Raw genomic sequence first — 26,234 nt, forward strand, 5'->3', positions numbered from 1 at the left:
CCCTTGATGCGTCAGGCCCCCGGTCGTCGTTGCTTGCCGCGGTCGAGGCGGTCGATGAGCGACCGCAGCTCGTCGCGGTCCTTCGCCGAGAGCCCCCGGCCCTCGACGAGATGCGTCAACAGCGGCGTGAACGAGCCGCCGCAGAGCGAATCGGCCACGGCGCGCAGCCGACGGCCGATCAGCTCGCCGCGGTCGACGGCCGCCGCGAAGACGTGGACGCTCCCGGTGCGGTCGCGCGCCACGCAGCCTTTCCGCTCCAACCGCTCCAGCAACTTTTGCACGGTCGCGTAGGCCGAGGGCCCGCCGTCGCCGTACACCCCCTCCGCGAGCCGCCGGATCGGCACCGGCCCGTCGTCCCAGAGCGCCGTCAACAACGCCAGCTCGGCGTCGGTCACGTCCACGTCGTCACGGCCCATCTCACCGGCCCTCCTGCCTCAGACGAGTTGTCTTGACCGCATCCTAAGACGGCGCGTCTTGGGCGTCAAGGTGTTGTTCGGCGGGCGTCGCGGAATATCCTGGGGAGGCGGCGAGGCGGTTGCTCGGTCGGGCGGATAGAGGGGGTCCGATGATCGCACGAAGGTTGATCCTGGCGAGCGCGTCGCCGAGGCGGCGGCAACTGCTGGAGGAGGCGGGCTATGCGTTCGAGGTCGACCCTTCGGACGTGGACGAGCCGGGGCCGGACGCGGGGGTCGAGCCGGGGGAGTACGCGGCGGGGCTGGCGTGGCGGAAGGCTCGCGCGGTGGCCCGTCGGCGCGGGTCGGGGCTGATCCTGGCGGCCGACACGGTCTGCGTCGTGGGGGGCGAGATCCTCAACAAGCCGGTCGACCGGGCCGACGCGGAGCGGATGATCCGGCTCCAGGAAGGGGGCGACGCCGACGTGATCACCGGGCTCTGCCTGCGTCGCGGCGACCGCGACGAATGGGCGGGCGCGGTGGAGGTCAGCGTCGTGCGGTTCCGGGCGCTGTCGGACGCGGAACGCGTCGCGTACCTGGACTCCGGGCGATGGGAGGGCAAGTCGGGGGCCTATGGGGTGCAGGACGGAGACCCGTTCGTCTCGGTGGCGCGGGGGAGCTTTTCGAACGTCGTCGGCCTGCCGATGGAGCGCCTGGCCGCCCTGCTGTCGGCGCACCCTTCGCTGCTCGACTGAGCGGCGGGTCGCGCCATCCTGGCGGGGGCCGCCGGGGTCGGGCTACAATTAAGCCGGGCCGCGAGCCCCCTCCCCCGCCCTCCCCTCCCCAAGGGACCCCAGCGCCATGAAACGCACCCCACGCCGTCTCGCCTGGCTGGCCGTTCTGGCGCTCGGGCTGTCGTCGGGTGCGGTCGCCTCGGCGGGCGACCCGGCCACGCGCCCGCTCGCCCTTGAGCCGCTGCCCGTCGGGGCGATCCGGCCGACGGGATGGCTGAAGGTCCAGCTCGAGACGCAGGCGAAGGGCCTGGGGGGGAGCCTGGACGAATACTGGCCGGACATCAAGGATAGCGCCTGGATCGGCGGCCAGGCCGAGGGCTGGGAGCGGGTTCCGTACTGGCTCGACGGGATCGTGCCCCTGGCCTACCTCCTGGACGACGACTCGCTGAAGGCCAAGGCGAAGCGATATGTCGACTACATCCTGGACCACCAGCAGCCCGACGGCTGGCTCGGGCCCGTCGGCGACGGCCAGGGCCACGCCCCGTATGACGTCTGGCCACTGTTTCCGCTTTACAAGGCGCTGATCCAGTACGAGCAGGCGACCGGCGACCCCCGCGTGATCCCGGCGCTCGTCAAGTGCGCCGGTCGGATCGACCGCGTGCTCGACGAGAAGCCGCTGTACGAGTGGGCCAAGGTCCGCGCCGCCGATTACGCCCTCGCCCTCTTGACGCTCCACGACCGGACCAAGGAGCCCACGCTCGTCGCCTCCGCGAGGAAGGCGATGGGGCAGGCCCATGACTGGCGGGCGCAGTTCGAGGACTACCGGCTGACCGACCGCCAGACGAGCGGGTTCGGCATGCTCAGCCACGGCGTCAACACGGCGATGGGATGGAAGTTCGGCCCGGTCCGGTCGCGACTCTCGGGGGATGCCGGGGATCGCGACGCCATCTTCAACATGCTCGACGTGCTGGACCGCTTCCACGGCCAGGCGACCGGGATCTTCACCTGCGACGAGCACGTCGCCGGCCGGAGCCCGTCGCAGGGGACCGAACTGTGTACCGTCGTGGAGGCGATGTATTCGCTGGAGGCGGCGATCGCGATCCTGGGTGACGCCCGGCTGGGCGACCGCCTGGAGCGAATCGCCTACAACGCGCTCCCGGCGACCTTCAAGAAGGACATGACGGCGCATCAATACGACCAGCAGGCGAACCAGGTGATCTGCGCGCGCGAGGGGGAGCACCCCTTCGCGACCAACGGGCCGGAATCGAACCTGTTCGGCCTGGAGCCGAATTTCGGCTGCTGCGCGGCCAACTTCCACCAAGGCTGGCCCAAGCTGGCGACCCACCTGTGGATGAAGACGCCATCCGGCGGCCTGGCCGTCGCGGCCTACGCCCCCTGCGTCGTGACCACCGAGATCCAGGGGAAGCCGGTCCGCCTGGAGGTGAAGACCGACTATCCGTTCGACGACGCCATCGAGATCCAGGTGACGGTCCAGGAGCCGACGCGATTCCCTCTGGAGCTGCGGGTGCCGTCCTGGACGCGGACGCCGCTGGTGGCGGCCTCGGACGCGCCGTTCACGCTCGGCCCCCCCAGGTTGAGGACCGGCGACGCGGAAGGGGTGGCGCGCGACGACCGCCAGGCCTGCTATCGCGCGCTGGACGCCGAGTGGAGCGGGACGAAGTCGATTCGCCTGGAGCTTCCCGCCGAGGCCGAGGCGTATCGCGGCTTCAACGGCTCCACGGCGATCCTCCGCGGCCCGCTGGTCTTCTCCATGCCGATCGAGGCCGAGTGGCGCAAGCTGAAGGACGGTCCCCGATTCGCGGACTGGGAGGTCTTCCCGAAGGCTCCCTGGAACTACGCTCTCGACCTCTCGCCGGGAAGCATCGGGGATTTCGTGACCTTCCGCCGCGTCCAGCCGGCCGCGGGATCGCCGGCGTTCTCGGCCGAGGGGACGCGGGTCGTCGCCGAGGTCCGGGGCCGTCGGCTGGAGGGCTGGGGGCTGGAGGGCTCGGCCGCCGCGCCGCCGCCTCGGAGCCCCGTCGACAGCGAGTTCCCTGCGGAGACGCTAAGACTCGCGCCTTACGGCTGCACCGACCTGCGCGTGACCGAATTCCCGACCCTGCGCGACTGACCCGACCTGGCCGGCCCGTCGACGGCGCTGGAGGCACGCGGATGACCACCAAGGCGACCGAGCCGGCATCAAGCCCCGGCGATCCCGCGTCCTCGCCGGCCCTCGGCGCGGGGCCCAGGCGGTCGCTGGTGGCGCGACAGACCCTGTTCGTCGGCTTCCTGGTGGCGCTGACGGCCGCGTCGCTCACGACGGCCGGCCACCTCTACGTCGGCGGCCTGGTGAGGGAGCAGATCGACTCTCGACTCTCCGCGATCGCCGACGATCGCCAGTTCTTCCTGCTCACGGCGCTCCATCGCGAGGGGGAGCGGGTGACGCTGATGGCCGGACGGTCCCGGCTGAGGGCGCTGATGGATCGGCTCTCGCGGTCGGAGCCGGAGAAGCGGGAGGAGAAGGCCGCCGACCTCCGGGCGGCCCTGGAGGAGGTCCGCGAGTCGGCGCGCGACGTCCGGGCGATGAGGCTGGAGACGACCGACGGGGCGGTCGTGGCGACGAGCGGCGAGCCGGCGGACCTCGCGATGATCGCCGAAGTAGCGGGGCGTGGCGACCGGGGACATCTCGCCACGCCCGTGCCGGCGGCGGCGGGCCCGGCCGCGGTCTTCGAGGCCGAGGTCCCCTCGCGGTCCGGCCCCCTACTCGCCCGGCTCCGGGCGCTGATCGACCTCGCCCGCGTGAGCGCCGAGCTGGCCGACCCGCGCGGGCTCGGCGAGACCGGCGAGGTCCTCATCGGCGTCCCCGAGGGGGGCTCGGTCCGGTTCCTGTTCCCCCCGCGCGAGCACCCCGAGCTGATCCGGTTCCCGCTGTCCCGCTCGCTCCCGATGCGGGAGGCTTTCGCCGGTCGGTCGGGCCTGACGCGGACGAGGGACCGGTTCGGGAGGGAGGTGCTGGCGGCCTATCGGCCGCTGGGATACGCCGGCTGGGGCGTGATGGTCAAGATCGACGAGGATGAGGCGTACGCGCCGGTGCGTCGGCTGCGTCGGCTGATGACGACCATCGGCGCGACGATCCTGGTGATCGGCCTGGGCGCCTCCTACGTGCTGGCTCGCAGGCTGACGCGGCCGATACTCCGGCTGGCCGGGGCGGCCGAGGCCGTGGCCGAGGGCCGGCTCGACACGCCGATCGCCGTGGCCTCGGCCGACGAGGTCGGCGTCCTGGAGTCCAGTTTCGCGCGGATGACCGAGGAGCTGGCTCGCTCGCGCGCCGACATGGAGTCGAGGATCCGCGAGCGCACCGCCGACCTGGAGGCCGTCCGCGACCTGCTCGACGCCTTCTTCCGCATCTCCACCGCCCCGGCCGGCGAGCGGACCCTCGACCGGACGTTCGACTCGGTGCTGGCCTTCTGCTCGCGGCTGGGCTACGACCTGGCGATGATCTCGCTAGTCGACCGCGAGGCCGGCGTGATCCGGGGCGCTCGGGGCGGCGGGGCGATGGCCGCGATCGTCGCCGAGACCGTCCGCCCGCTCGACGGCGGAGACGTCCTGGCGCGGGTCGTCCGCGAGGGGAAGGTCGCGATCGTGCCCGACTCGACCGTCGACCCGGCGTGCGACCACGAGGCCAGCGCCCGCGCCGGGGTCCGCGGGCTGATCGTCCTGCCGATGGCCGACGAGGGCGAGGTGCTCGGGACGCTCCAGGTGGCCGTCCTGGACGCGCTCGACCCGACGCGCGTGGATCTCCGGCCGCTGGAGACCCTCGCCGGGCACGCCGGCCGGGCGCTGGCGCGGTTCCACCAGATCCTGGAGGTCCGGCGGCTCAACGAGGATCTCGACCGCCGCGCGGGCGAGCTGGCGCGATCCGAGGCCGCTCTCCGCGTGCAGACGGAGGTCCTGCGATCGGTCCTGGCGTCCATGAGCGAGGGGGTCGTCGTCACCGATGTCGAGGGGGGCCTGCCGGTGGTGAACCCGGCCGCGCGCCGGATCCTCGGCCTGCCGCCGGGGGACGCGGCGCGGGAGGAATTCTGGGAGCCGCGCACGCCGATGTACCCGGTCGGGGGCCGCGAGCCGTTCCCCGCGGATGAGCTCCCCCTCAGCCGCGCCCGCCGCGGGGAGACGATCGAGGCGATGGAGATGCTTCTAGGGAGCCCGAGCCTCCAGCGCGGGCGATGCCTGGTGGTCGACGCGCGGCCGTTGCTCGACGACGCGGGGGCCGTCCGTGGGGGCGTGGCCGTGTTCCAGGAGATCACGGCCCGCAAGCGCGCCGAGCTAAGGCTGTCGGTCGAGTACGCCACGGCCCGCATCCTGGCCGAGTCCGAGACGCTGGTGGAGGCGGCGCCCCGCATCCTCCAGGCCATGGCCGAGCGGCTGGAATGGGACCTGGCCGTCCTGTGGCGGATCGACGCCTCCGCCGGCCGCGCCCGCTTCCTGACCCTCTGGCGCGCCCCCGGCGTCGGCTCCGACGGCGCGACGATCGACGAGGCGCTGCGCGGCCACGCGCTCGCGCCGGGCGAGTCGCTCGCCGGCAGGGTGTGGGAGGCGCGCGACGGGCTCTGGGTGGCCGACCTGGCCGCGGACCACCCCGACGACGGCCGCGACCCGTGTCGCGTGCTGGTCGCCGAGGGCCTGCGGTCGGCCTTCGGCGTGCCGGTGACGCTCCGCGGCGACTGCGTCGGCGTGCTGGGCTTCTTCAGCCGAGATGAGCGCGCCGAGGACGCCGACCTGCTCGGCATGACGGCGATCCTCGGCGCCCAGATCGGCCAGTTCCAGGACCGCTGCCAGATGCACGCGCGGGTCGTGCAGTCGGAGAAGTTGGCCTCGCTCGGCATGCTGTCGGCCAGCGTCGCGCACGAGATCAACAACCCGCTGGCCTACGTCTCCAACAATCTCGCCGTCCTGGACCGCGACGTCCGCGCCCTGCTGGAAGTCCTCGCCTGCCACGAGCCCGGCCTGGCCTCCCTCCCCCCCGAACTTGTTGAGGAGATTCGTCGGATCGACGAGGAGTGCGACCTCGCCTACGTCAAGGAGAACCTGGGCAAGCTCCTGGACAGCACCCGCCAGGGCGTGCGCCGGGTCGCGGACATCGTCCACAATCTAAGGGGGTTCGCCCGCGGCGACCGGGGGCCGAGCGGGCCCGTCGCGGTCGACGTCCAGGATTCGATCGCCGCCGCGCTGGAGATGATCCGCGGCCGGCTCGAACGCCGGGGCATCGTCGTCGAGCGCCAGGGGGAGGACGTCCCGCCCGTGGCCGCCTCGCCGACGCAGCTCAACCAGGTGATCCTGAACCTGCTGGTCAACGCCATGCAGGCGATCGACGCCGCCGGCCGAGGCGACGGCCGGGTCGTCGTGGAGACCTCGCGCCGCGACGACGCGGTCGTCGTGGAGATCCGCGACGACGGCTGCGGGATGGAGCCGGACGTCCTGGCCCAGATCTTCGACCCCTTCTTCACCACCAAGTCCGCCGGCGACGGCACGGGCCTGGGCCTCTCGATCAGCCACGGGATCGTGCTGGACCAGGGGGGACGCATCGAGGTGGAGAGCACCCCCGGCGAGGGCTCGTGCTTCCGCGTCGTCCTCCCCGTCGCCCGCGACGCCACGGAGTGAACCGAATGATGCCCGCCCCCCTGGCGATGCTGCTGTCCGCCCTCCTCGCCGCCTCGCCCCCGTCCGACGAGGCCCCCGCGTCCCCTCGCCTCGTGAAGCTTCCGTTCGCGATCGCCGGGGGCATGGAGAACACGCCGGTCGTGCTCGACGGCCGCCCCTTGCTCGTGCTCAACCGTCGCGACGACGCGAAGGTCCACACGCCCGACTACGCGGGGTCGATGTATTTCTTCATCCAGGACCTGGTCACGGGCCAGGAGATCGCGCGTTTCGGCGAGGGCCACTCGTTCGCCAGCGCCGTCGTCGACGGGAAGGCGCTGCACGTCTTCGGGAGCCGGGGCGACCAGGATTGGTTCCACGAGATACGCCGCTTCACCTCGACGGATCTCAAGGACTGGACGTCGGAAATCGCGCTGGAGCCCGACCCGGGCGAGGCTCTGCTGAACGTCTCCGTCTGCCGCGACGACGAGGGCTGGCTGATGGCCTACGAGTCGAACAAGCCGGTGAGCTTCTGCTTCAAGTTCGCCCGCTCGCCCGACCTCCGGACGTGGACGAAGCTTCCGGGACTGACCTTCGCGGGGGTCGCCGAGGGGGGCGAATACAGCGCCTGCCCGGTGATCCGGTACGTCGCCCCGTACTACTACGTCATCTACCTGCACGCGGCGGTCCCCGGCCACAAGGGCTGGGTGTCGTACCTGGCGCGGTCGAGGGATCTGGCCGATTGGGAGCTGAGCCCGCTCAACCCGATCCTGGAGGCGTCGGACGGCGAGGGGATCAACAACTCGGACGTCGACCTGTTCGAGTGGGAGGGGCGGACGTACCTGGTCTACGCCACCGGCAACCAGTCAACATGGAGCGCCGCGCGCATGGCCATGTTCGACGGCCCGATGAGGGCGTTCTTCGAGGGCTGCTTCCCGCCCGATCTCCCCGTCGTCCGCGCGAACGCGCGCCGGTGATCGCTGTTATGCCGCCCGGTGCCCCTGGCCCGCGTTACTGGCCCTGGGGCGACCGGCTGGCCGACTCGAACTCGGCGAGGTAGGCGAGCGTCCGTTCGAGCTGGTCTTCCAGGTGCCGCACGCGCAGGAGGCTGCGGATCCGGCAGAGCAGCTCGACCTTGTTGACGGGCTTCGTGAGGAAGTCGTCGGTGCCGGCCTGGACGCCGCGTTCGAAGTCGGACGCCTCGTTCAGCGCCGTGACCATGAGGATGAGGATGTCCTTGGTCTCCGGGTTGGACCGGAGCTTGCGGGAGACCTCGAAGCCGGAGAGACGCGGCATCATGACGTCGAGGAGGATGAGGTCGGGGCGGAACTCCTCGACGACCTTCAGGGTCTCCTCGCCGTCGCGGGCCGTGCGGAGGTCGCAGTCGACGTCGGCGAGGTACGCTTCCATCAGCTCGACGTTCTGGGGGTTGTCGTCGGCGATCAAGATTTTGGGGCGGCTTTTCTGATCTTCCAAGGCGACCTCGCGGAGAATCAATCCCCAGACCGACGGATGGGATCGAACGAACGGGACGAGACGGGATGGACGAGACGGGAGATGGCCGGACGCCTCGGAACCCTCTATCGGCCGGCAACCGCCCCGAAGGCGACCCCCCCGGCCGCGCCGCCCGACCGCCGCGCCGTCGAACCCCGTCCATCGTCGGATTTTACCAGATCCGTCGGAATGCTGAAGGCGGATCCCGACCGACCGTCCCGAGGACCGCGCGACGTGCGGCTCACATCCAGACGCTGCGGTCGAGCGAGCGGTAGCCGACGGCCTCGGCGATGTGCTGGGGCTGGATGTCGGCCGAGGCCTCCAGGTCGGCGATCGTGCGCGAGACGCGCAGGACCTTGTCGTGGGCGCGGGCGGAGAGGCCGAGTTCCTCCATCGCCGCCTTGAGGATGCCCATCGCCTCGGGCTTGAGCTTGCAGTGCTTGCGGAGCTGCCGCGGGGTCATCCGGCCGTTGACCAGCGTCCCCTCGTCGCGGAACCGATGCGCCTGGCGCTCGCGGGCCTCCAGGACGCGCCCGCGGATCGCCTCGGACGTCTCCCCCGGGGGCATCTCGGCGAGCTGCGTGAACGGGACCGCCGGCACCTCGACGTGCAGGTCGATCCGGTCGAGCAGCGGGCCGGAGATCTTCCCGAGGTACTTCTCCACCTGCGGCGGCGAGCAGTTGCACGACCGCCGGGGGTCCGAGCGATAGCCGCACGGGCATGGATTCATGGCCGCGACCAGGATGAAGTCGGCCGGGAAGGTGGCCGAGTTCATCGCCCGGCTGATGGTGACGCGGCCCTCCTCCAGCGGCTGGCGCAGGACCTCCAGCGTCTTGCGGTTGAACTCGGGGAGTTCGTCCAGGAACAAAACCCCCTTGTGGGACATCGATATTTGCCCCGGCTGCGGCGGGTTGCCGCCGCCGACCAGGCCGGCGTCGCTGACCGAGTGGTGGGGCGTGCAGAACGGCCGCACCGCCATCAGCGCCTGCCCCGGCTGGAGCTTCCCCATGGCGCTATAAATGCGGGTCGTCTCCAGGCTCTCCGACGGGGTCAGCGACGGCAGGATGGTCGGCAGCCGGCGAGCGAGCAGCGTCTTGCCGGTGCCCGGGGGGCCGATCATCAGGCAGTTATGATTTCCCGAGGCCGCGATGAGCAGGGCGCGCTTGGCGTAGTCCTGCCCCTTGACGTCCGTGAAATCCTCCTCCATGTGAGAAGACCTGGCGAAGATCTCGTGTAGGTCGACGGCCTCCGGATCCATGTCGAGCTGGCCGGAGAGGAAGCCGACGGCCTCGGCGAGGCTGCCGACGGGGTAGACGTCAATCCCCTCGACCACCGCCGCCTCGGCCGCGTTGGCCCGGGGGACGAGGATGCCCTCGCGGCCCTCGGCGGCGGCCTTGAGGGCCATGGAGAGGGCCCCCTTGATCGGCCGGGTCTCCCCCGTCAGGGCCAGCTCGCCGACGACCGCGAAGTTCCCCGGCCGGTCGAGCGCCACCTGCGCGCTCGCGGCCAGGATCCCCAGGGCGATCGGCAGGTCGAAGCCGCCGGCGTCCTTCTTGAGGTCCGCCGGCGCCAGGTTGATGATGACGCGGTCGCCGGGCCGCCTGTAGCCCGAATTCACCAGCGCCCGTTCGACGCGGTGGGTGCTCTCCTTGACGGCCGCCTCGGCCAGCCCGACGAGGATCGTCTTGGGCATGGACGTGAACGCGGCGTCGACCTCCACCTCGACGGAGGCGGCGTCGATCCCGACCAGCGTATAGGAGAAGAGCTTCGCGAGCATGAGTGCGACGGTCGTCCGGAGGGCGTCGAGCGCCCGCGCCTCGGCGCGCGGGCTCCGATCCCACTATACGCCCGTGACTCGGCGTTTCGAACGACCATCCATGGCGACGTTCACGATTTCCCTCGCGGAAACCGGTACGTCTTGCCGGCCTCGGGCGTCACCTTCGCGGGGGAGCCTTCGGGGGCGAACACGGCGGGCAGTTCCAGGAGGAGCGGCGATCCGTCGGTCGCGCGGACGTGGACCTCGATCGCCTCGGGCGTCGCCTTCAGGTCAAGGACGTGCCCTTGCGCGTGGACCCCCGTGACGGCCAGCGAGGGCCAGCCCGAGGGGAGCCGGGGGTCGAGCTTCAGGCCGTCGCCGCGGGGCTTCACGCCGAGGAAGCCGTAGAGCATCGACTGCGGGACGAGGATGCTCTCCATGAACTCGTGGTCCAGCCCCAGGCCGCCAGCCGGGCCGCCCCCCTGGAGCGTGCCGCGCCCGGGCTTGGCGTAGTACGCCCGATAGCCTCCCTCGGCCTGGACCTCGCCGAACCACTCGGTGATGGTTTTGAGGCGGGCCCAGGCGTCGTCCGGTCCATACACCTTCAGGCGGGACAGGACGTCGAAGTACGAGAACCCCAGCACCGCGCCGCCATCCTGGACCTGACCGCCCCAGGGGATGTTCTCGGGGCCCGACCAGACCCAGCAGTAGACCTCGACGTTGCGCCGGGTGGTCGAACGCGGGCCGAAGCGCCAGTGATAGATGTCGGCGCCCTGGGAGGTGTCCCCTTCCACGATGCGGCGGCCGTCGAGCCAGTCGTAGACCGTCCGGGCCTGCTCGTCGGTCGCGATCCCGTAGGCGATCGCCTCCGTGTTCACGAAGACGAAGCCATAGTCGTACAGCTTGCCGTCGCGGTCGCGCCAGCCGGCGAACCGCCCGACCTTGGGGAGCCAAAACGTCTCGCCGAACTTCGTCTTGATGGACGCGGCCAGTCCTCGGAGTTCTTCGGCGTCGGACGCCCCGTCGGCCGAGATCTCCCATTCGGGATGCGCGGCGATGACGGCTTCCAGGTCGGCCAGGATCCGGAGGGCGTCGTAGAGGTAGATGGTGGCGAGGCCGTCGTCCCCGCCGAACGGCAGGAGGTCCCAGTAGTTGTTGCCGACCCCCTCGCCGTGGATCAGCGTCTTCTCGCCGTTCGGGCCGAAGCTCAGGCCGGTCCTGCCGCTGTGGCCCACCCAGGGGACGCGGACGAGGTGCTGCCCGCGGACGTCGAACTCCTTTAGCGCGTAGCGCATCGCCCCGCGCACGCGGGCGACGTTCTCGCGGAGGAAGGGGACGTCGCCGGTCCAGTTGAAGTACTCGGCCGAGCCCCGGACGAAGTTGATGTTGGTGATCGGGTGGCGGGTGTCGGTCGCCGTGATGATCGACTTCAGCGTGACCGAGGCGCCCTTCGCGCCGTCGATCTTGAATCGGAGCCGCGCGAGCATCCCGTCGTACTCGGCGTCCCGATGGACGGGGACGTCGGCGAACGCCAGCTCGCCGGTCGCCGGTGGATGGGCCATCGCGACGGCCCGGCCGGGCTTCCAGTCGGCCTCGCCCTTGAGACGCCAGTCGAGCGCGGGCCGCGCCTCGGGCTTGAGGCCGCTCGCGCCCCACTCCAGGCGGATGTACGGGGCGATGAACGTCTTGCGCTCGAAGCCGGGCGGAGAGAGCGAAGCCTCGTCGGCGTCGATCCGCAGTTTCAGCCCGACCTCGGGGTCGAACCCCTCGACGGTCGCCCCGTGGAGTTCCCAGCCGTCGAGGCTCGTCAGGGCCCTGGTCGGGAAGTTGTCCATTAGGTAGTTCTCGCCGGCCGTCGAGAAGTACCATCCGAGCCCGCCGGCCTGCTGGAACGTCGGGAAGGGCCAGCCGTCGCTGTGGGCCAGGCCGCGATGCTGCTGCACGGCGACGTACCCCTCGTGGTCGATCCGCCGCTTCAGGAAAACGTCGCGGTAGAACCGGCGGGCGCGCTCGGCGCCTTCGGGCGTCCTGGAAGCCCAGAGCGTGCCGTGGGGCAGCCAGGGGTCCCAGAGGGTGCAGTCGGTGAAGCCGTTGCGATGCAGCCAGAACAGCTCGCGCAGCCTCCCCATCGCCTCCTCCTCTCCCGGCGCCTCGAAGCGCGGGAAGGCCTCGGGCGGGGCCTCGGCTCGGGCCATGGCGGGCGAGACGAGTATCAGGAGCACGGCGATGACGCCGAGATGGCGACTCATGGGGAGGGTCCTGTCGGGGGCGGGTCGGCTGGAATGGCGGGAGAGGCCCGCACGGCCGTTCTACCGCGCCGAGGGGGGCCCTTCCAGGGGGAGGCGGGCTCGCGCTTGCGTCGCGGCGGCGGCGCTGCCACGATGAAGCCCGGCCGCGGCGACGGGGCGGCGGCCGGGCCGGTCCATCCAACCCGAAGGACGTATCCATGCGACGATCGATCGCCCTGGTCCTGGCCGCCGCGACGCTATCGGGCGCGGCCTTCGCCGGGGAATTCCGAGTCGAGCGGATCTTCGGGCCGGAGGTGAAGACCGGGCCGTACAAGCACCCGGCCGGGATCACCGAGCTGTCCAACGGCGACTTCTACCTCGTCTATTACGGCGGCGAGGGGGAATACGCGTCCGACACCGGCGTCTTCGGCTCGCGACTGAAGGCGGGGACGGAGAAGTGGTCGGCCCCGGTCCGCATCGCGCATGATCCGTTCCACTCGGTCGGCAACGCGGTGGTCTGGGAGGCGCCCGACGGTCGGGTCTGGCTGTTCTACGTCGTGCGCTACGGCGAGACGTGGTCGACCTCGCGCGTGGCGGCCAAGGTGTCGGACGACGGTGCCGAGACGTGGTCGGACTCCTCGCTGCTGGTCCTGGAGGAGGGGACGCTCGTCCGCAACCGGCCGATCGTCCTGGCCGACGGCTCGTACCTGCTCCCCCTCTACCATGAGACGGGCCACGACACCGAGGCCGTCGGGGCCGACGCCTACTCGTTCTTCCTCCGGCACGACCCCAAGACGAAGGCCTGGACGCCGACCGGTCGGATCGTCTCGCCGAAGGGGAACCTGCAACCGGCGCCGGCTGAGCTGTCGCCCGGCAAGCTCGTCGCCTACTGCCGTCGCGCCGGGGACTACCGGCCGGAGACGATGGGCCACGTCGTCCGGTCGGAGTCGACCGACGGCGGGCGGACGTGGTCCGAGGGGACGGATTCCGCCTTCCCGAACCCCAACGCGGCCGTCGACCTGCTGAAGACCCACGCGGGGAACCTGCTGCTGTTCTACAACGACAGCATGAACCGGCGCACGCCGCTGACCGTCGCCCTTTCGCCCGACCTCGACCGTTCTTGGCCGATCAAGCGCGACGTCGTGGGCGGCGACGGCGACTACGGCTACCCGATGGCCATCCAGGCGAAGGACGGCCGCATCCACCTGGTCTACACGTCCGAAAGTCGCTCCGTCGTCAACCGCGCCGTCTTCGACGAGGCGTGGATCGAGGGACGCTGATGGCTCGCGAAAGGTCCGAGGTCCGCCCCATGCCCCGCGTCGTCCTGCTCGGCTCGTCCAACACCGACATGATCGTCCACGCGCCCAGGCTCCCCGCCCCGGGGGAGACGGTGCTGGGAGGGCCGTTCGCGTCCCTCCCCGGCGGCAAGGGGGCCAACCAGGCGGTCGCGGCGCGCCGGGCCGGCGCGGAGGTGGTGTTCGTCACGGCGGTGGGCGACGACGACCTGGGACGGCGGGCCCTTGAGCTATACCGCGAAGAGGGTATCGACGTCTCCCACGCGAAGGTCGTGGCGGGCGTGGCGTCGGGCGTGGCCCTGATCTTCGTCGCGGAGGACGGCGAGAACATGATCGCCGTCGCCTCGGGCGCGAATCTGGAGCTTTCCCCGGCCGACGTGGCCGCGCTCCCCGACGACCTGTTCCGCGCCGGGGACGTGCTGCTGACCGGCCTGGAGATCCCGGCGGCCTCCGCGCTGGCGGCGATGAGGCGGGGCCGATCGGCCGGCATGACCGTGATCCTGAACCCGGCCCCCGCCCCGAGGGCCGGCGACCCGATCGTCGCGGAGCTGCTGGCGGCGGCCGACGTCGTCACGCCGAACCTCGGCGAGGCACTTGCCATGGCCGGAGGGGAGGGAACGGACGACCCGCGGGCCGTCGCCGCTCGGATCCGGGCGAAGGGGCCCAAGGTGGTGGTCGTGACCCTGGGCGCCCGGGGATGCCTGGCGATGGTCGGGGATCAGGTCCACGAGATCCCCGCGCGCCGCGTCCGGGCCGTGGACGCCGTCGGCGCCGGCGACGCCTTCAACGGGGCGCTGGCCGCGGCGCTGGCGGAGGGGCGGCCCTGGGACGAGATCCTGACCTGGGCCGTCGCCGCCGCCGGGCTGGCGGTCACGCGGCCCGGCGCGCAGGCGGCGCTGCCGACGCGCGAGGCGATCGACCGGCTCGTCCGGGATGGGGCGTGAATCGGGCGCTCCGTCAGGACCCCGATTTCCCTAAGAAACCATTCATGTCGCGGGGCCGCGCGGGCCGATCGCATTGGTAACGACACGGGCGCGGCGCGAGCCGATGCGTCGCGTCGTGGCTGGCATGACGGAAGGGCAGGCGTCGTCGACGTCCCCTAGCAGGTGCTCCCACTCGCCCCTCTTCCCGGGGGAGGCGAGACGCACGGCGACCCGAGGCGAGGCGCGAGAGCGTCGCGGACTCGGCGCCGGCGGAGGCGGCGCCTGCCCTTCCCCGTCATCCCCGTCCACGCCGCGCCGCCCCGATCAGGCGTGCTCGTGCTCGCGGACGGTGACGTAGACCTCCTGGCAGGTCTCCGCGATCTTCTCGCCCAGCCCCTGGTGCTTCGTCTCCAGCTGGGCCGAGTACATCCCCAGCATCCGGCAGAGGAACGAGCCCTGGCAGGCGTCCCCTTCCTGCGCGAGCTGGTCCAGCGATTCCTCGATCTGGTCGGCCAGGTACAGGAGGAACTGCGCCTGCCCCTTGATCTCGGCGAGGTAGCGCCTGAGGTCGGTCGAGACGACGAGGCGCGTCGGGACGGCGGCGTGTTCGGCCCCCTCGTCGCGGTCGTCGTAGGCGCGAAGGCCGGGGGCGCCGTTGTCGGTCGAGGCGCTCATGAGGGGTCTCCGGCCGGGAACTCGGGGGCGGCGTCGGGCGACTGGACCATGGCGTCCAGCATGTCGCAAAGCTCGGAGATCGAATCCATCCGCCCGCTCTCCTGGCGGAGGTTGGCGGTGTGCATCTCGACGAGCTGCTTGATGAAGATCCGGGTGCCGGGGTCGGTCTCGTCCTGGAACCGCTCGACGTCGGCGACGGCGGCCCGGACGAGGTAGTCCAGGAACTGGAGCTTGCCGCGGATCGAGGTCGAGAGCCCCGGGAGGGTCGCCCCTCTTGAGGCTGCCGGCGGCGCGGTGAGTTGGGTCATCCGTGGTGCGTCTCCGGGCGGTGGAGGGACGCCGGAGCGAGGCGTCAGCGTCCGTGCGGGGTGTCGTGAGTCCCCGGCATTCCCCGATGATGGGAACCCGAGTTCTCCAGGAGGTTAATCCGGCCCGCCCCCCGTTGCAAGCCGAAAGGTCCGGGGGCGGGCGGCGGGGATGGATCAGTGCGCGGCGGGGATGTCCACGTTCACCGTGTTCTCGCCGGCGGTGAGCGTCACCGTCTCGCGGTAGGGCGGGAACGCACCCTTCGTATTCGGCGGCGGGACGACGGAGACATTGTTCTCGCCGATCAGCGTCGTGCCGGCGAAGGACCCGTCGTCCTGGACGTCGAAGGTGAACGTCGGGGCGTCCGGGCGGGCGATGTTGGCGGTCTCGAACTGCACCTTGGCCTTCAGCAGCTCCTTCCCCTTGTAGGTCACCTTCCCCTTCACCTGGACCTCCTCGGCGGACGAGGAGACCGAGGGGGGCGCGTCGCCGCAACCCCAGGCGCCGATCGCGAAGGCCGAGGCGGCCAGCATCAACCAGGTCGTTTCCCGTCTCATGGTTCGATGGCTCCACATGCGAGGCGAATCCTCGAATTCGTCGAGTCGACGGCCATGGTCAATAGTCGCTCGACGAGACGACCTCGCCGCCGGCCATGGTGCCGATGGCCCACCAGATGGTCGGGCTGACGCTGTCCTTGACGGCCTTGACCGAGCCGTCCGTCATGGCGACGTTGACGACGCCGGCGTGGCGGCTGGTCGCGGTGGAGGCGGCCCAGCCGTCCCAGGTGTTGTACCTGGCGCAGCTCCAGGTGTTGGGCGTCATCAGGTGGTTGTACAGCGTGGTGCAGGTGGCGCCGTTGGTCCAGAACATGCCGCTGGCGTCGCCATTGGCGAGCGTCGCCGAGGCGTTGAGGGGCGTGTTCCGGCAGGTCTGGCTGTCCACGCTCGGCTGGCCGGATTCGAGCGACGCCTGCACGAACGTCCCGGAGGGCTTGATGCTGTCGCGGAGGCCCTGGTTGTTGCCGCCGATCCCCTTGACGCGCTCGCTCCAGATGACGGTGTTGCTGAGGCCGTCGGAGACGTCGTTGAACCCCTTGGCGCCCGGGTCGCGGGCCAGCGGGCCGTTGAACGGGGTGATCTCGTAGAACGAGTTGGCCGCCGCGCCGACGTTCCCGGCGTAGTTGTGCTTGCCCTGGATGTTCGTCAGCCGATTGGTGTCCGACGGGCAGAGCAGCACGGCGATCTGGGCCTGATGGGCCGTGCCGTTGACGTTGCCGCCGGCGATGCTCCGCGTGACGTATTGCTCCGCGAAGCTGAAGTTCATCGCGTTGTAAAGCGCCCCCTGTTCGAAGTAGGGGAGGAGCATGGGGAACGGGCCCCACCAGTCGCGACTCGTCGGCGGGAACGCCCCCACCACGTCGTGGTAGTTGTGGACGGCCAGGCCCAGTTGCTTCAGGTTGTTGACGCACTGGCTGCGACGGGCCGCCTCGCGGGCCGCCTGGACCGCCGGCAGCAACAGGGCGATCAGGACCGCGATGATGGCGATGACGACCAAAAGCTCGATGAGCGTGAAGGCGCGGCGTTGCTTCAAGGATCTCACGGCAAGAATCCTCGACCTTGGGTCGGACGAAATTTTGATGGGAGAGGAGAGGGGGGCGTCGGCCGGCGATCAGCGCCAACCACCTTCAAGCACGTCTTGGTCTCGCCTCGGAAACGGGCGAGGGGCAAAGGTGGGCGACTCCCCGACGAGCGAGCCTCCCGGCGTCGACGCCTGGGGCTTCTCGCGCCATGTACCAGGAAGTTAGCCCCGCCCATCCGGCATCGTCAAGGGGCGTCCGCTCTTTTTGACAGTTTCGATGAAAATTTCAGCAAGCCGCGAAATCTCGCGGGCGTGGCGTCGGTGGGCGGTTCCCCCGGCGGTCGGCGCGCCGTAAAACGGGATCATCGACGAGGCGGGCCGTCCCCCCTCCCCCGCCCCAATTCGCGAAGGAGACGATGCCGATGTCGCGCCATTTCAACCGTCGTGAGCTGCTCCTGGCCGGGGCGGGCGCCGCCTGGCTGGGCTCGGGCGTCCTGTCGTCGCTCGGCGCGACGGCGAGGGCTCCCCGGAAGATCCTGTACTTCACCAAGAGCGCCGGCTTCCAGCACTCGGTGGTCGCCCGCCAGGGCGACGCCATCTCGCACTCCGAGAAGATCCTGACGGAGATCGGCAAGGAGCACGGCTTCGAGGTCGTCGCATCCAAGGACGGCCGCCTGTTCGAGCCCGACCGGATCGGCGAGTGGGACGGCTTCGTCTTCTACACGACCGGCGACCTGACCACCCCCGGCACCGACGGCCAGCCGCCGCTCTCGGCCGACGGCGAGAAGGCGCTGTACGACGCCATCCGCGGGGGCAAGGGCTTCGTCGGCATGCACTGCGCCACCGATACGTTCGGCCACTTCGGGGCGCGGAACAAGGGGGCCGAGGATCCTTATATCCAGATGATCGGGGGCGAGTTCATCTCGCACGGCCCGCAGCAGGTCGCCACGCTCAAGGTCGTCGACCCGGCATTCCCGGGCGTGGCCGGCGGCTTCGGCAAATCGCCGTCGTTCCGGATCAACGACGAGTGGTACGCGATGAAGAACTACCGGGACGATCTCCACGTCATCCTGGTCCAGAAGACCGAGGGGATGGAAGGGCGCGACTACCAGCGCCCGGACTACCCGGCCACCTGGGCCCGCAAGCACGGCGAGGGCCGCGTCTTCTACACCAGCATGGGGCACCGCGAGGACGTCTGGACCAATCCCGACTATCAGGCGCTCCTGCTGGGCGCGTTGGCCTGGTCGACCGGCCAGGTCGAGGCCGACTTGACCCCCAACATCAAGGAAGTCACGCCGGACTACCAAAGGCTCCCGGCCTGAACCCGGTCCGCCTCCCCCGGAAATCGCGCCGGCCGCGCCCCATCGGCCGGCGCGACGACCTATGGTTGCGCCATGACGGCCGGCGGCGATCCACCCCCGGCGTCCCAACCGCGGGGAGGCTCCATGAGAGTATCGCGATCGTCCTGGTTCGGCCTGACGGCGGGCGCAGTCCTGATCGTCGGCCTCGTTTGGGTGGGGCGGGGAGCGACCGGCGGCATGGCACTGAACGCACTGGGGGTCCCCAGCGATCGGCCGCGGATCACGCCGTCGGAAGTCCTCGCGCGCTTCCCGAGGGAGAAGCACGAGGAGTTCATGCGGCGGGCGATCGCCAACTCGCGCAAGGCCGGCGTGGAATACAAGACCGGCGGGGCCTTCGGCGCCGTGATCGTCGACGCGGACGGCGTGGTGATCGCCGACGGAGTGAATCACGTCGTCGCCCAGAACGACCCGACATGGCACGGCGAGATGCACGCGATCCGCCAGGCCTGCGCGCTGCTGAAGAAGCCGAAGCTGGAAGGCTGCATCCTCTACAGCTCGTCCCAGCCCTGCCCCATGTGCCTGGCGACCGCCTACTGGGCGGGCCTCGACGGCATCGTCTACGGCGCGACGGTCGAGGACTCCAAGGAGTACGGCAACTTCGACGACGCCTTCATCTACGAGCAGTTCGCCGCCGCCCCCGCGGAACGCGCCATCCCCGAGCAGAGCCTGCTGCGCGAGGAGGCTGTCGAGGTCTGGAAGGAATACCAGCGACGGGCCGACAAGGTGGATTACTGAGCCGGCGTCGATCCCAGGCTGGGCCACGACCCCTTGGGACGCGTCGTGGCCCGGACGGCTCCCTCAGTGAGAGAGCCGCATCTTGCCGAAAAGCGGGCCGTAGGGGGCGTGTTCGTGCGGCGGCTCGGCGCGAAGGTCGCCGTTGAGGGCGGACTCGTCGTCGAGGTCGCCGCCGGCGTCGATGTCCGCTTCAACCTCGACCTCGACTTCGTCCTCGCCCTCGGGCCCGTCGTGGTCCGCTTCGTCCTCGCCCGCCTCGGCCGTGATCTCGGCCGTCGCGCGTCTCTCGATGGGGCGGCTCAGGCGATCGCGGTTGCGGGCCCATTCGGCCCAGGCCTGGAGGGCCGCGTAATGGTCGTCGACGAGTTCGCCGTCGGCCGAGTAGGGGCCGTCGAACTCGTCCATCGAGTCGTCGCCCAGGTCGTCGGCGTCGTCGGCCTCCAGGGCGCCGTCCCAGCCGACCTCGATGAGGTTGTCCTCGACGCGGAGCGGGGGGCGGCTCGGCAGGAGCGGCGGGGGCGATTGCCGCGGGCCGCCCGGGATCTCGACCTTCGGCGCGCCGGGATGCGGGACGACGATCGGAGGGGCGGACGGGGCGGGCTCGGCGACCCGCGAGGGGAACATGGGGATCGGCGGCGACGCCTCGGCGACGATGGCCGGCGCGGTCGCGGTCACGGTCACGGTCGCGGCGACGGCGGCCCTCGGCGGCGGCAGCCGATCCACGGCCAGGGCGAGCAGCCGACGCGGGTTGCCGGCGGCGTCGCGGTGCAGGATCTCCAGCTCGCCGGCCGGGACCCCGGGGATCAGCCGGGCGGCCTCCTCCATGTCGAGCGGAGGAAGGTGGAGGTGCTTGGAGAGCCGAGTCGCCAGCGACCTCAGCGACGGCGAGGCCATCCGGCGCGCCAGCTCGGTGCGGCCGACGATCAGCGCGGCGGTGAATCCGCCCGGCTCGCCCAGGCGGTCGCAAAGCGCCTCGACCTCGGCCCAGACCTCGGGCGCGGCGTGGTGGGCGTCCTCGACGATCAGCAGGCGACGCCGGCCGTCGATGTCGTCGTCCTCCAGGGCCTTCTCGATCGCCAGCCGCAGCATGGCGGGGCGGTCGGAGAGCGGGACGACGCCGAGCCTGGCGGCGAGTAGGGTGAGGAAGTCGGCCGCGTCGATCGCCGGGGCGGCGTCGACGGCCGCCACGTCCCAGCCGAGCGGGAGCGCCTCGGCCAGTCGGCGGCGGAGCCAGGTCTTCCCCGCGCCCGCCTCTCCGGTCAGCAGCGCCGGGCCCGCGCGCCCCGATTCCACGATCGCGGCCAGGGCCTTCAGGGCCACGAGGCGGCTGGCGACGGCCTCGCCGGGGCTTCCTTGCGGGGCGTTGCGCCGAATCCGATGCATGGTCGACCGACTCCTTCCTGGTCCCGCCCCTCGCGCCGCCGAGCGCCGCGGGACGTCAGGCTGAACTCCCGTAGCTCCATGATCGTCCCGCGCCCCCTCCCCTCTTGAGCGGCCCGCCCCCGCCCCGCCCGGAACGATCCGCCCTCGGCCCCGAAACCCGCCCCCGCCGCATCCCGCGAGCGTGGCTTCGTTCGTCAAGAACGCTCCTACCCAAGATTGCCGTTAGTTCTTACCCGTCAATGGATTCCGTCCGAAATGGCGTGGCTTCGTTCGTCGTTTTCGATTGTGATTTTCATGCCCGGCCAGCATGAAACGCGCGTCCGCCGTCCCGCCGAGGGGTGGCCCGTGGGGCGGGCTAGGGCCAGAGAGATCATCAGGCACGGCGTCCTGTCGCGGCACCCTATAAGCCCAGGGCCACGGGCCCTTATGGGGGCCTCTCCTTCCCGTGGGCCGCTTTAACCGATTCTGCGATGCCAAGGAGCGGGCCATCAATCGCCGGTATGCTCCGCGACGGCGCGGCGGGGATTTCAGGTTTCTCGAAAATTCCTCCGGATCCGCCCCCGGTGGCCGAGGACGGGCGGCGTGGGCGCGTTGTCCGTGGAGTCGGATTGTCGTAGGATGGTGCGGATCGTGACGGCCGAGACGCCGGGGTCGCGGAGGGCTGCGAGGGTGTCGAAGACGGGGACCGAAGACCGAATCGGCGCGTACCGCGTGGTCCGGGTGATCCACGCCGGGGTCACCTCGTCCGTGATGGAGGTCGTCGACGAGACGACCCACCGCCGGTTGGCGATCAAGCAGCTGGCCGCGGATCGCTGCGACGACTCCTCGGAGCGCCGGAAGTTCGCCGCCGAGGCCAAGTTGGGCCTGGAACTGCGACATCCGAACCTGATACGCGTGCACGAATACGTCGCCGATCGAGACCAGCCCTACTTCGTGATGGAGTACTTCGCCGCCCATAATCTCAAGCTCCCCCTGGTCCGCCCCAACGTGTACCCGATGCCCCCTCACCTGCGCGGGATCATCCGGCAGGCGGCCTCGGGGCTGGCGTGCATGCACGACAAGGGGTGGGTGCATCGGGACGTGAAGCCGGAGAACATCCTGGCCAACCGATCCGGGGAGGTCCGGGTGATCGACTACACGATCGCGATGCGCGTGCGGTCGGGGCTGTCCCGGCTGTTCGGCGGCAAGGTCCCCCGGCAGGGGACCGGGACGTACATGGCCCCGGAACAGATCCGCTGCGAGGCCCCCGCCCCGACGGCCGACATCTACAGCCTGGGCGTCACCTGTTATGAGCTGGCCTGCGGACGCCCGCCGTTCCGGGGCGACTCCCAGCAGGAATTGCTGAGCAAGCACGTCCGCGAGAAGCCGATCCCCCTGAAATCGCGGGACGAGCGCGTCACGCCCGAGTTCAGCGACCTGGTGGCGCGAATGCTCCGCAAGGATCCCGCCGAACGCTTCGCCTCGCTGCACGAGTTCCTCACCGCCCTCCGCCCGATCCGGATTTACCGGGACGACCCCGACCCGAACGCCGATAAAGCTTGAAGGCCCCGCCTTCGGGCGCCGATGGGACCCGTCCGCCCGCCCTCGATTAGGATCCATGCCCGCCATGCGCAGCCCGCACGAACAGCGACTCCCGTTTGAGGCCCCCATCTACGAGATGGAGCAGCGGCTCGGCGAGATGGAGGCGCAGTACGCCAAGAACCGCGCCGAGGGCGACAACTCCAAGATCGGCGACCAGATCCGACGCCTCCGCCGCGAGCTGGCCAACCTCAAGCGCGAGATCTACTCGCAGCTCGACCCCTGGCAGACGGTGCAGGTCTCGCGGCACCCCCAGCGCCCGCAGACGCGGGACTACATCGACCTGATCTTCGACCAGTTCCTGGAGCTTCACGGCGACCGGGCGATCGGCGACGACCAGGCGATCGTCACCGGCCTGGGCTACCTGGACGACGTGAAGGTGATGTTCGTCGGCCACCAGAAGGGGAAGAACCTGGCCGAGCGCACCGCCTGCCACTTCGGCTGCGCCCACCCGGAGGGCTACCGCAAGGCCCTGCTGAAGATGCGGTTCGCCGAGAAGTTCGGCCTCCCCATCGTCACGTTCATCGACACCCCCGGCGCCTATCCCGGGATCACGGCCGAGGAGCGCGGGCAGGCCGCCATCATCGCCGAGAACCTGATGGAGATGTCCGGCATCAGGACCCCCATCGTCTGCGTCGTCATCGGCGAGGGGGGCTCCGGCGGGGCGCTCGGGATCGGGATCGGCGACCACCTGGGGATGCTGGAGCACACGTACTACTCCGTCATCAGCCCCGAGGGGTGCGCCACGATCCTCTGGAAGGGCGCCGAGCACGCCCCCAAGGCCGCCGCGGCGCTGAAGTTCACGAGCCGCGACCTGCTCCGCTTCGGCATCATCGACGAAGTGGTCCCCGAACCCCTCGGCGCCGCCCACCGCGACCACGCCGAGATGGCCGCCGCGCTCAAGCAATTCCTGCTGCGGAACCTCCGCCGGCTCATCCCCGTCCCCACCGACGAGCTGATGGACCGCCGCTACGACAAGTTCCGCAAGATCGGCGTCTTCCTCGACGACGCACCGACCGCCGCCGCCCCCTCGGCCAACGGCCACGCCTGAACGCGATTCGAATCAACCACCGCCACGACGGAGGCTCATGGATGAGCGCCGCCGCATGACCGATCCGCGAGTTCGTCGAGTACGCCCGAGCCCTCAAGGGGGACGAGAAGGGGGAGGCGCAGGTCTTCTGCGACCGCCTCTTCCGCGCCTTCGGCCACGGCGGCTACAAGGAGGCCGGCGCGACGCTGGAATTCCGCGTCAAGGGGCCGAGGAGCACCAAGTTCGCCGACCTCCTCTGGCGACCCCGCCTCCTCGTCGAGATGAAGAAGCGGGGCGAGAAGCTCCAGAAGCACTACGGCCAGGCGTTCGAATACTGGCTGCAACTGGTCCCCCAGCGCCCGAAGTATGTCGTCCTCTGCAACTTCGACGAGTTCTGGATCTACGACTTCGACTCCCAGCTCAACGACCCGGTCGACGTCGTGGCCCTGGAGGATCTGCCCGAGCGGTACACGGCGTTCAACTTCCTCTTCCCGGTCGAGAAGAAGCCCCAGTTCGGCAACAACCGCGTCGACGTCACCCGCGCGGCGGCGGCGAAAGTGGCGGGGGCCTTCAACGCGCTCACCGATCGCGGGGAGGATCGCGAGCACGCCCAACGATTCGCGCTGCAATGTGTGGTCGCCATGTTCTCCGAGGACGCCGGCCTCCTCCCCCGCGGCCTGTTCAGCGAGCTGCTGGACGAATGCCGTCGCGGCGCGAGCACCTATGACCTCATCGGCGGCCTGTTCCGCCAGATGGATTCCGAGGCCCCGGCGCGGGGCGGGCGGTTCCAGGGCGTCCGCTACTTCAACGGCGGCATCTTCCAGAAGGTCACGCCGCTGGAGCTGCGGCCGGACGAGATCGCGATGCTGCTGGACGCGGCCCAGGAGAACTGGAGCAAGGTGCAGCCCCCCATCTTCGGCACGCTGTTCCAGCGCAGCATGGGGAAGGAGCGGCGGCACGCCTACGGGGCGCACTTCACGTCCGAGGCCGACATCCAGAAGGTCGTCCTCCCGACCATCGTCCGCCCCTGGCGCGAGCGGATCGAGGCGGCGAAAACGCTGAAGGAGCTTCGCGCCCTGCTGGACGAACTGAGGGGCTTCCGCGTGCTCGACCCGGCGTGCGGCTCCGGCAACTTCCTGTACGTGGCGTTCCGGGAGCTGAAGCGGCTGGAGTTGGGCCTCCTCGCCCGCGTCCACGCCGAGTTCGGCCGCCAGGCGCGGCAGGCCGTCGGCACCCGCTCGCTCGTCGGCGTCAAGCAGTGCTTCGGGCTCGACAAGGACGAGTTCGCCGTCGAGCTGGCCAAGGTCACGCTCATGATCGCCAAGGAACTCGCCATCGACGAGAGCCGCGCCTGGATCGACTCCGAACAACTCGACCTCCCCATCGAATTCGACGCCGCCCTCCCCCTGGACAACCTCGACGACAACATCCAGGCCGCCGACGCCCTCTTCCACAAGTGGCCCGACGCCGACGCCATCGTCGGCAACCCGCCTTTCCAGTCGAAGAACAAGATGCAGCAGGAGTACGGCCCCGCCTACCTGAACCAACTTCGCGCCGGCTACCCGGGCGTCCCCGGCCGGGCCGACTACTGCGTCTACTGGTTCCGCAAGACGCACGACGCCCTGCGCACCGGTGGCCGCGCCGGGCTGGTCGGCACGAACACGATTCGGCAGAACTACTCCCGAGAAGGGGGTCTCGACTACATCGTCGGCCACGGCGGCACGATCACTGAGGCCGTCTCGTCCCAGGTCTGGTCGGGTGACGCGGCGGTCCACGTCTCCATCGCCAACTGGATCAAGGGGGACGCGCCCGGCATCAAGAAGCTGTTCACGCAGCTCGGCGACCAGGAAGACAGCCCATGGAGCGTCGTCGAACTGGACACGATTGGCCCCGCCCTCTCCGCCTCGTTCGACGTCACGCAGGCCCAGCGGCTCCGCGCGAACATCGACAGTGGCGCGTGCTATCAGGGGCAGACGCACGGCCACGAAGGCTTCTTGCTACAGCCCGACCAGGCCACCACGCTCCTGAGCGAATCGGCCAGGAATGCCGAGGTACTGTTCCCCTACCTGACGGGCGATGACCTGTTATCGACCAAGCCGCCCGCGCCTCAACGATACGTCATCGATTTCCACCCGCGCGACATCCTCGCCGCCGGACAGTATACATCGCTTATCAACCGGTTAAAGGGCACCGTGCTTCCTGTCCGCGAGGCCGCCGCCGCGGAAGAAGCGAGGCGGAATCGGATGGCGCTGGACGCCAATTCGAGTGCCAAGGTGAATCAGCATCACCGCAACTTCCTGAACCGGTGGTGGCTCCTGTCCTATCCACGCCCGGAGTTGATTTCGAAGGTCGCCTCGACTTCCCGCTACATTGCTTGCGCGCAGGTAACGAAGCGTCCAATCTTCGAGTTCGTCCAGCGGTATATCCGGCCGAATGCCGCCTTGATCGTCTTCCCCCTCCCAGACGACTACTCCTTCGGCATCCTCCAATCGGGGATCCATTGGGCCTGGTTCGTCTCGCGGTGTTCGACGCTGAAGGGGGATTTCCGCTACACGAGCGACACCGTATTCGACACGTTCCCCTGGCCGCAGGGGCCGACGCTGGGGCGGGCGAGGAAGGTGGCCGACGCGGCGACGGCGTTGCGAGGGTTGCGTCGGCGGGTGATGGCCGAGAACGGTTGGAGCCTGCGCGACCTGTACCGGACGCTGGAGACGCCCGGCAAGAACCCGCTGCGCGACGCCCACGACGCGCTGGACTCGGCGGTCCGGGCGGCCTACGGGATGAAGCCGAAGGAAGACCCGCTGGCCTTCCTGCTGGCGCTGAACCAAGAGGTCGCCGAGCGCGAGGCGTCGTTGCGACCGGTCGTCGGCCCGGGCCTGCCGCCATGCGTCCGAGACCCATCGGCGTTCATCACCGAGGATTGCGTCCGCGTCGAGACGTCGCCCGGCGCGTGAGGTCTCCAGACGTCTTCCCCCCTCGCGGGGGAGGACAGACCGCGAAGCGGTCAGGTGAGGGGGACGACGCGCGACGGCCGTAGGAGCTATCCAAGGCCCGGCCGGCCGCCGCGAATTCCGTCACACCGCCTGCTTGGCTTCCCCCTCATCCGGCCCTCCGGGCCACCTTCCCCCG

20 protein-coding genes are annotated in these 26,234 nt (G+C 70.3%); 11 read left to right on the forward strand and 9 right to left on the reverse strand.

What is annotated here, in order from left to right:
• Positions 1-11 precede the first annotated feature (11 nt).
• Entirely contained in the window at positions 12-416 is a 405-nt protein-coding gene (locus tag WG209_RS13095; protein ID WP_337175497.1) for a BlaI/MecI/CopY family transcriptional regulator, read from the reverse strand.
• 149 nt (positions 417-565) lie between these two features.
• Between WG209_RS13095 and WG209_RS13100 the strand changes: the two genes are divergently transcribed.
• The 4 genes from WG209_RS13100 to WG209_RS13115 all read left to right on the forward strand — a co-directional run bounded on the left by WG209_RS13100 (position 566) and on the right by WG209_RS13115 (position 7,740).
• Entirely contained in the window at positions 566-1,147 is a 582-nt protein-coding gene (locus tag WG209_RS13100; protein WP_337175498.1) for a nucleoside triphosphate pyrophosphatase, read from the forward strand.
• A gap of 106 nt (positions 1,148-1,253) precedes the next feature.
• Positions 1,254-3,257: a beta-L-arabinofuranosidase domain-containing protein gene (locus WG209_RS13105; RefSeq protein ID WP_337175499.1), complete on the forward strand. Its 2,004-nt coding sequence runs from the start codon at positions 1,254-1,256 to the stop codon at positions 3,255-3,257.
• A gap of 41 nt (positions 3,258-3,298) precedes the next feature.
• Positions 3,299-6,787 carry an ATP-binding protein gene (locus WG209_RS13110; protein WP_337175500.1) on the forward strand — a complete coding sequence of 1,163 codons (3,489 nt, stop codon included), beginning with the start codon at positions 3,299-3,301 and terminating at the stop codon, positions 6,785-6,787.
• Positions 6,788-6,792: 5 nt separating this feature from the next.
• Positions 6,793-7,740, forward strand: coding sequence for a hypothetical protein (locus WG209_RS13115; protein WP_337175501.1), 948 nt, complete (start codon positions 6,793-6,795; stop codon positions 7,738-7,740).
• 34 nt (positions 7,741-7,774) lie between these two features.
• Here WG209_RS13115 and WG209_RS13120 read toward each other — a convergent pair whose 3' ends face one another.
• The 3 genes from WG209_RS13120 to WG209_RS13130 form a co-directional block, all read right to left on the reverse strand.
• Positions 7,775-8,239, reverse strand: a complete 465-nt coding sequence (locus WG209_RS13120) for a response regulator (protein ID WP_337175502.1) — start codon at positions 8,237-8,239, stop codon at positions 7,775-7,777.
• Positions 8,240-8,498: 259 nt separating this feature from the next.
• Positions 8,499-10,034 carry a YifB family Mg chelatase-like AAA ATPase gene (locus WG209_RS13125; RefSeq protein ID WP_337175503.1) on the reverse strand — a complete coding sequence of 512 codons (1,536 nt, stop codon included), beginning with the start codon at positions 10,032-10,034 and terminating at the stop codon, positions 8,499-8,501.
• 110 nt (positions 10,035-10,144) lie between these two features.
• Positions 10,145-12,262: a glycosyl hydrolase family 65 protein gene (locus WG209_RS13130; protein WP_337175504.1), complete on the reverse strand. Its 2,118-nt coding sequence runs from the start codon at positions 12,260-12,262 to the stop codon at positions 10,145-10,147.
• Between the two features lie 197 nt (positions 12,263-12,459).
• On the opposite strand from WG209_RS13130, the gene WG209_RS13135 reads away from it, so the two are divergent.
• Complete coding sequence (locus tag WG209_RS13135; protein ID WP_337175505.1) at positions 12,460-13,521, forward strand: sialidase family protein; 1,062 nt, start codon at positions 12,460-12,462, stop codon at positions 13,519-13,521.
• Positions 13,521-14,480: a ribokinase gene (locus WG209_RS13140; protein ID WP_337175506.1), complete on the forward strand. Its 960-nt coding sequence runs from the start codon at positions 13,521-13,523 to the stop codon at positions 14,478-14,480. Before WG209_RS13135 ends, WG209_RS13140 begins: the two co-directional genes overlap by 1 nt.
• A 303-nt stretch (positions 14,481-14,783) precedes the next feature.
• On the opposite strand, the gene WG209_RS13145 is transcribed toward WG209_RS13140, so the two are convergent.
• The 4 genes from WG209_RS13145 to WG209_RS13160 form a co-directional block, all read right to left on the reverse strand.
• The gene (locus tag WG209_RS13145; RefSeq protein ID WP_337175507.1) at positions 14,784-15,134 is read right to left on the reverse strand and encodes a hypothetical protein; all 351 of its coding nucleotides are present in this window, start codon (positions 15,132-15,134) and stop codon (positions 14,784-14,786) included.
• A complete protein-coding gene (locus WG209_RS13150) occupies positions 15,131-15,442 on the reverse strand; it encodes a hypothetical protein (RefSeq protein WP_337175508.1) in 312 nt (103 codons plus the stop codon). Before WG209_RS13150 ends, WG209_RS13145 begins: the two co-directional genes overlap by 4 nt.
• A gap of 174 nt (positions 15,443-15,616) precedes the next feature.
• Positions 15,617-15,997 (reverse strand): hypothetical protein, encoded by a 381-nt coding sequence (locus WG209_RS13155; protein WP_337175509.1) that lies wholly within the window; start codon positions 15,995-15,997, stop codon positions 15,617-15,619.
• A 58-nt stretch (positions 15,998-16,055) separates the two neighbouring features.
• Positions 16,056-17,039 (reverse strand): DUF1559 domain-containing protein, encoded by a 984-nt coding sequence (locus WG209_RS13160; RefSeq protein ID WP_337175510.1) that lies wholly within the window; start codon positions 17,037-17,039, stop codon positions 16,056-16,058.
• Between the two features lie 401 nt (positions 17,040-17,440).
• Between WG209_RS13160 and WG209_RS13165 the strand changes: the two genes are divergently transcribed.
• The gene (locus WG209_RS13165) at positions 17,441-18,340 is read left to right on the forward strand and encodes a ThuA domain-containing protein (protein ID WP_337175511.1); all 900 of its coding nucleotides are present in this window, start codon (positions 17,441-17,443) and stop codon (positions 18,338-18,340) included.
• 216 nt (positions 18,341-18,556) lie between these two features.
• A complete protein-coding gene (locus WG209_RS13170) occupies positions 18,557-19,114 on the forward strand; it encodes a nucleoside deaminase (RefSeq protein ID WP_337175512.1) in 558 nt (185 codons plus the stop codon).
• 63 nt (positions 19,115-19,177) lie between these two features.
• Here WG209_RS13170 and WG209_RS13175 read toward each other — a convergent pair whose 3' ends face one another.
• A complete protein-coding gene (locus tag WG209_RS13175; RefSeq protein WP_337175513.1) occupies positions 19,178-20,497 on the reverse strand; it encodes an AAA family ATPase in 1,320 nt (439 codons plus the stop codon).
• A gap of 669 nt (positions 20,498-21,166) precedes the next feature.
• On the opposite strand from WG209_RS13175, the gene WG209_RS13180 reads away from it, so the two are divergent.
• The 3 genes from WG209_RS13180 to WG209_RS13190 all read left to right on the forward strand — a co-directional run bounded on the left by WG209_RS13180 (position 21,167) and on the right by WG209_RS13190 (position 26,059).
• A complete protein-coding gene (locus WG209_RS13180) occupies positions 21,167-22,039 on the forward strand; it encodes a serine/threonine-protein kinase (protein ID WP_337175514.1) in 873 nt (290 codons plus the stop codon).
• Positions 22,040-22,103: 64 nt separating this feature from the next.
• Positions 22,104-23,126 (forward strand): acetyl-CoA carboxylase carboxyltransferase subunit alpha, encoded by a 1,023-nt coding sequence (locus tag WG209_RS13185; RefSeq protein WP_337175515.1) that lies wholly within the window; start codon positions 22,104-22,106, stop codon positions 23,124-23,126.
• A gap of 62 nt (positions 23,127-23,188) precedes the next feature.
• Positions 23,189-26,059: a DNA methyltransferase gene (locus WG209_RS13190; protein WP_337175536.1), complete on the forward strand. Its 2,871-nt coding sequence runs from the start codon at positions 23,189-23,191 to the stop codon at positions 26,057-26,059.
• Positions 26,060-26,234 lie beyond the last annotated feature (175 nt).

This window comes from Paludisphaera sp., from assembly GCF_037189885.1.
GTDB lineage: Bacteria > Planctomycetota > Planctomycetia > Isosphaerales > Isosphaeraceae > Paludisphaera.

What these genes read in the sequence shown, in the direction of transcription:
- WG209_RS13125 (WP_337175503.1), bottom strand. Translation starts at nt 10,034, where the DNA reads ATGCTCGCGAAGCTCTTCTCCTATACGCTGGTCGGGATCGACGCCGCC.
- WG209_RS13170 (WP_337175512.1), top strand. Translation starts at nt 18,557, where the DNA reads ATGGCACTGAACGCACTGGGGGTCCCCAGCGATCGGCCGCGGATCACG.
- WG209_RS13185 (WP_337175515.1), top strand. Translation starts at nt 22,104, where the DNA reads ATGCGCAGCCCGCACGAACAGCGACTCCCGTTTGAGGCCCCCATCTAC.
- WG209_RS13130 (WP_337175504.1), bottom strand. Translation starts at nt 12,262, where the DNA reads ATGAGTCGCCATCTCGGCGTCATCGCCGTGCTCCTGATACTCGTCTCG.
- WG209_RS13140 (WP_337175506.1), top strand. Translation starts at nt 13,521, where the DNA reads ATGGCTCGCGAAAGGTCCGAGGTCCGCCCCATGCCCCGCGTCGTCCTG.
- WG209_RS13145 (WP_337175507.1), bottom strand. Translation starts at nt 15,134, where the DNA reads ATGAGCGCCTCGACCGACAACGGCGCCCCCGGCCTTCGCGCCTACGAC.
- WG209_RS13105 (WP_337175499.1), top strand. Translation starts at nt 1,254, where the DNA reads ATGAAACGCACCCCACGCCGTCTCGCCTGGCTGGCCGTTCTGGCGCTC.
- WG209_RS13155 (WP_337175509.1), bottom strand. Translation starts at nt 15,997, where the DNA reads ATGAGACGGGAAACGACCTGGTTGATGCTGGCCGCCTCGGCCTTCGCG.
- WG209_RS13110 (WP_337175500.1), top strand. Translation starts at nt 3,299, where the DNA reads ATGACCACCAAGGCGACCGAGCCGGCATCAAGCCCCGGCGATCCCGCG.
- WG209_RS13095 (WP_337175497.1), bottom strand. Translation starts at nt 416, where the DNA reads ATGGGCCGTGACGACGTGGACGTGACCGACGCCGAGCTGGCGTTGTTG.
- WG209_RS13175 (WP_337175513.1), bottom strand. Translation starts at nt 20,497, where the DNA reads ATGCATCGGATTCGGCGCAACGCCCCGCAAGGAAGCCCCGGCGAGGCC.
- WG209_RS13165 (WP_337175511.1), top strand. Translation starts at nt 17,441, where the DNA reads ATGTCGCGCCATTTCAACCGTCGTGAGCTGCTCCTGGCCGGGGCGGGC.
- WG209_RS13100 (WP_337175498.1), top strand. Translation starts at nt 566, where the DNA reads ATGATCGCACGAAGGTTGATCCTGGCGAGCGCGTCGCCGAGGCGGCGG.
- WG209_RS13150 (WP_337175508.1), bottom strand. Translation starts at nt 15,442, where the DNA reads ATGACCCAACTCACCGCGCCGCCGGCAGCCTCAAGAGGGGCGACCCTC.
- WG209_RS13115 (WP_337175501.1), top strand. Translation starts at nt 6,793, where the DNA reads ATGATGCCCGCCCCCCTGGCGATGCTGCTGTCCGCCCTCCTCGCCGCC.
- WG209_RS13135 (WP_337175505.1), top strand. Translation starts at nt 12,460, where the DNA reads ATGCGACGATCGATCGCCCTGGTCCTGGCCGCCGCGACGCTATCGGGC.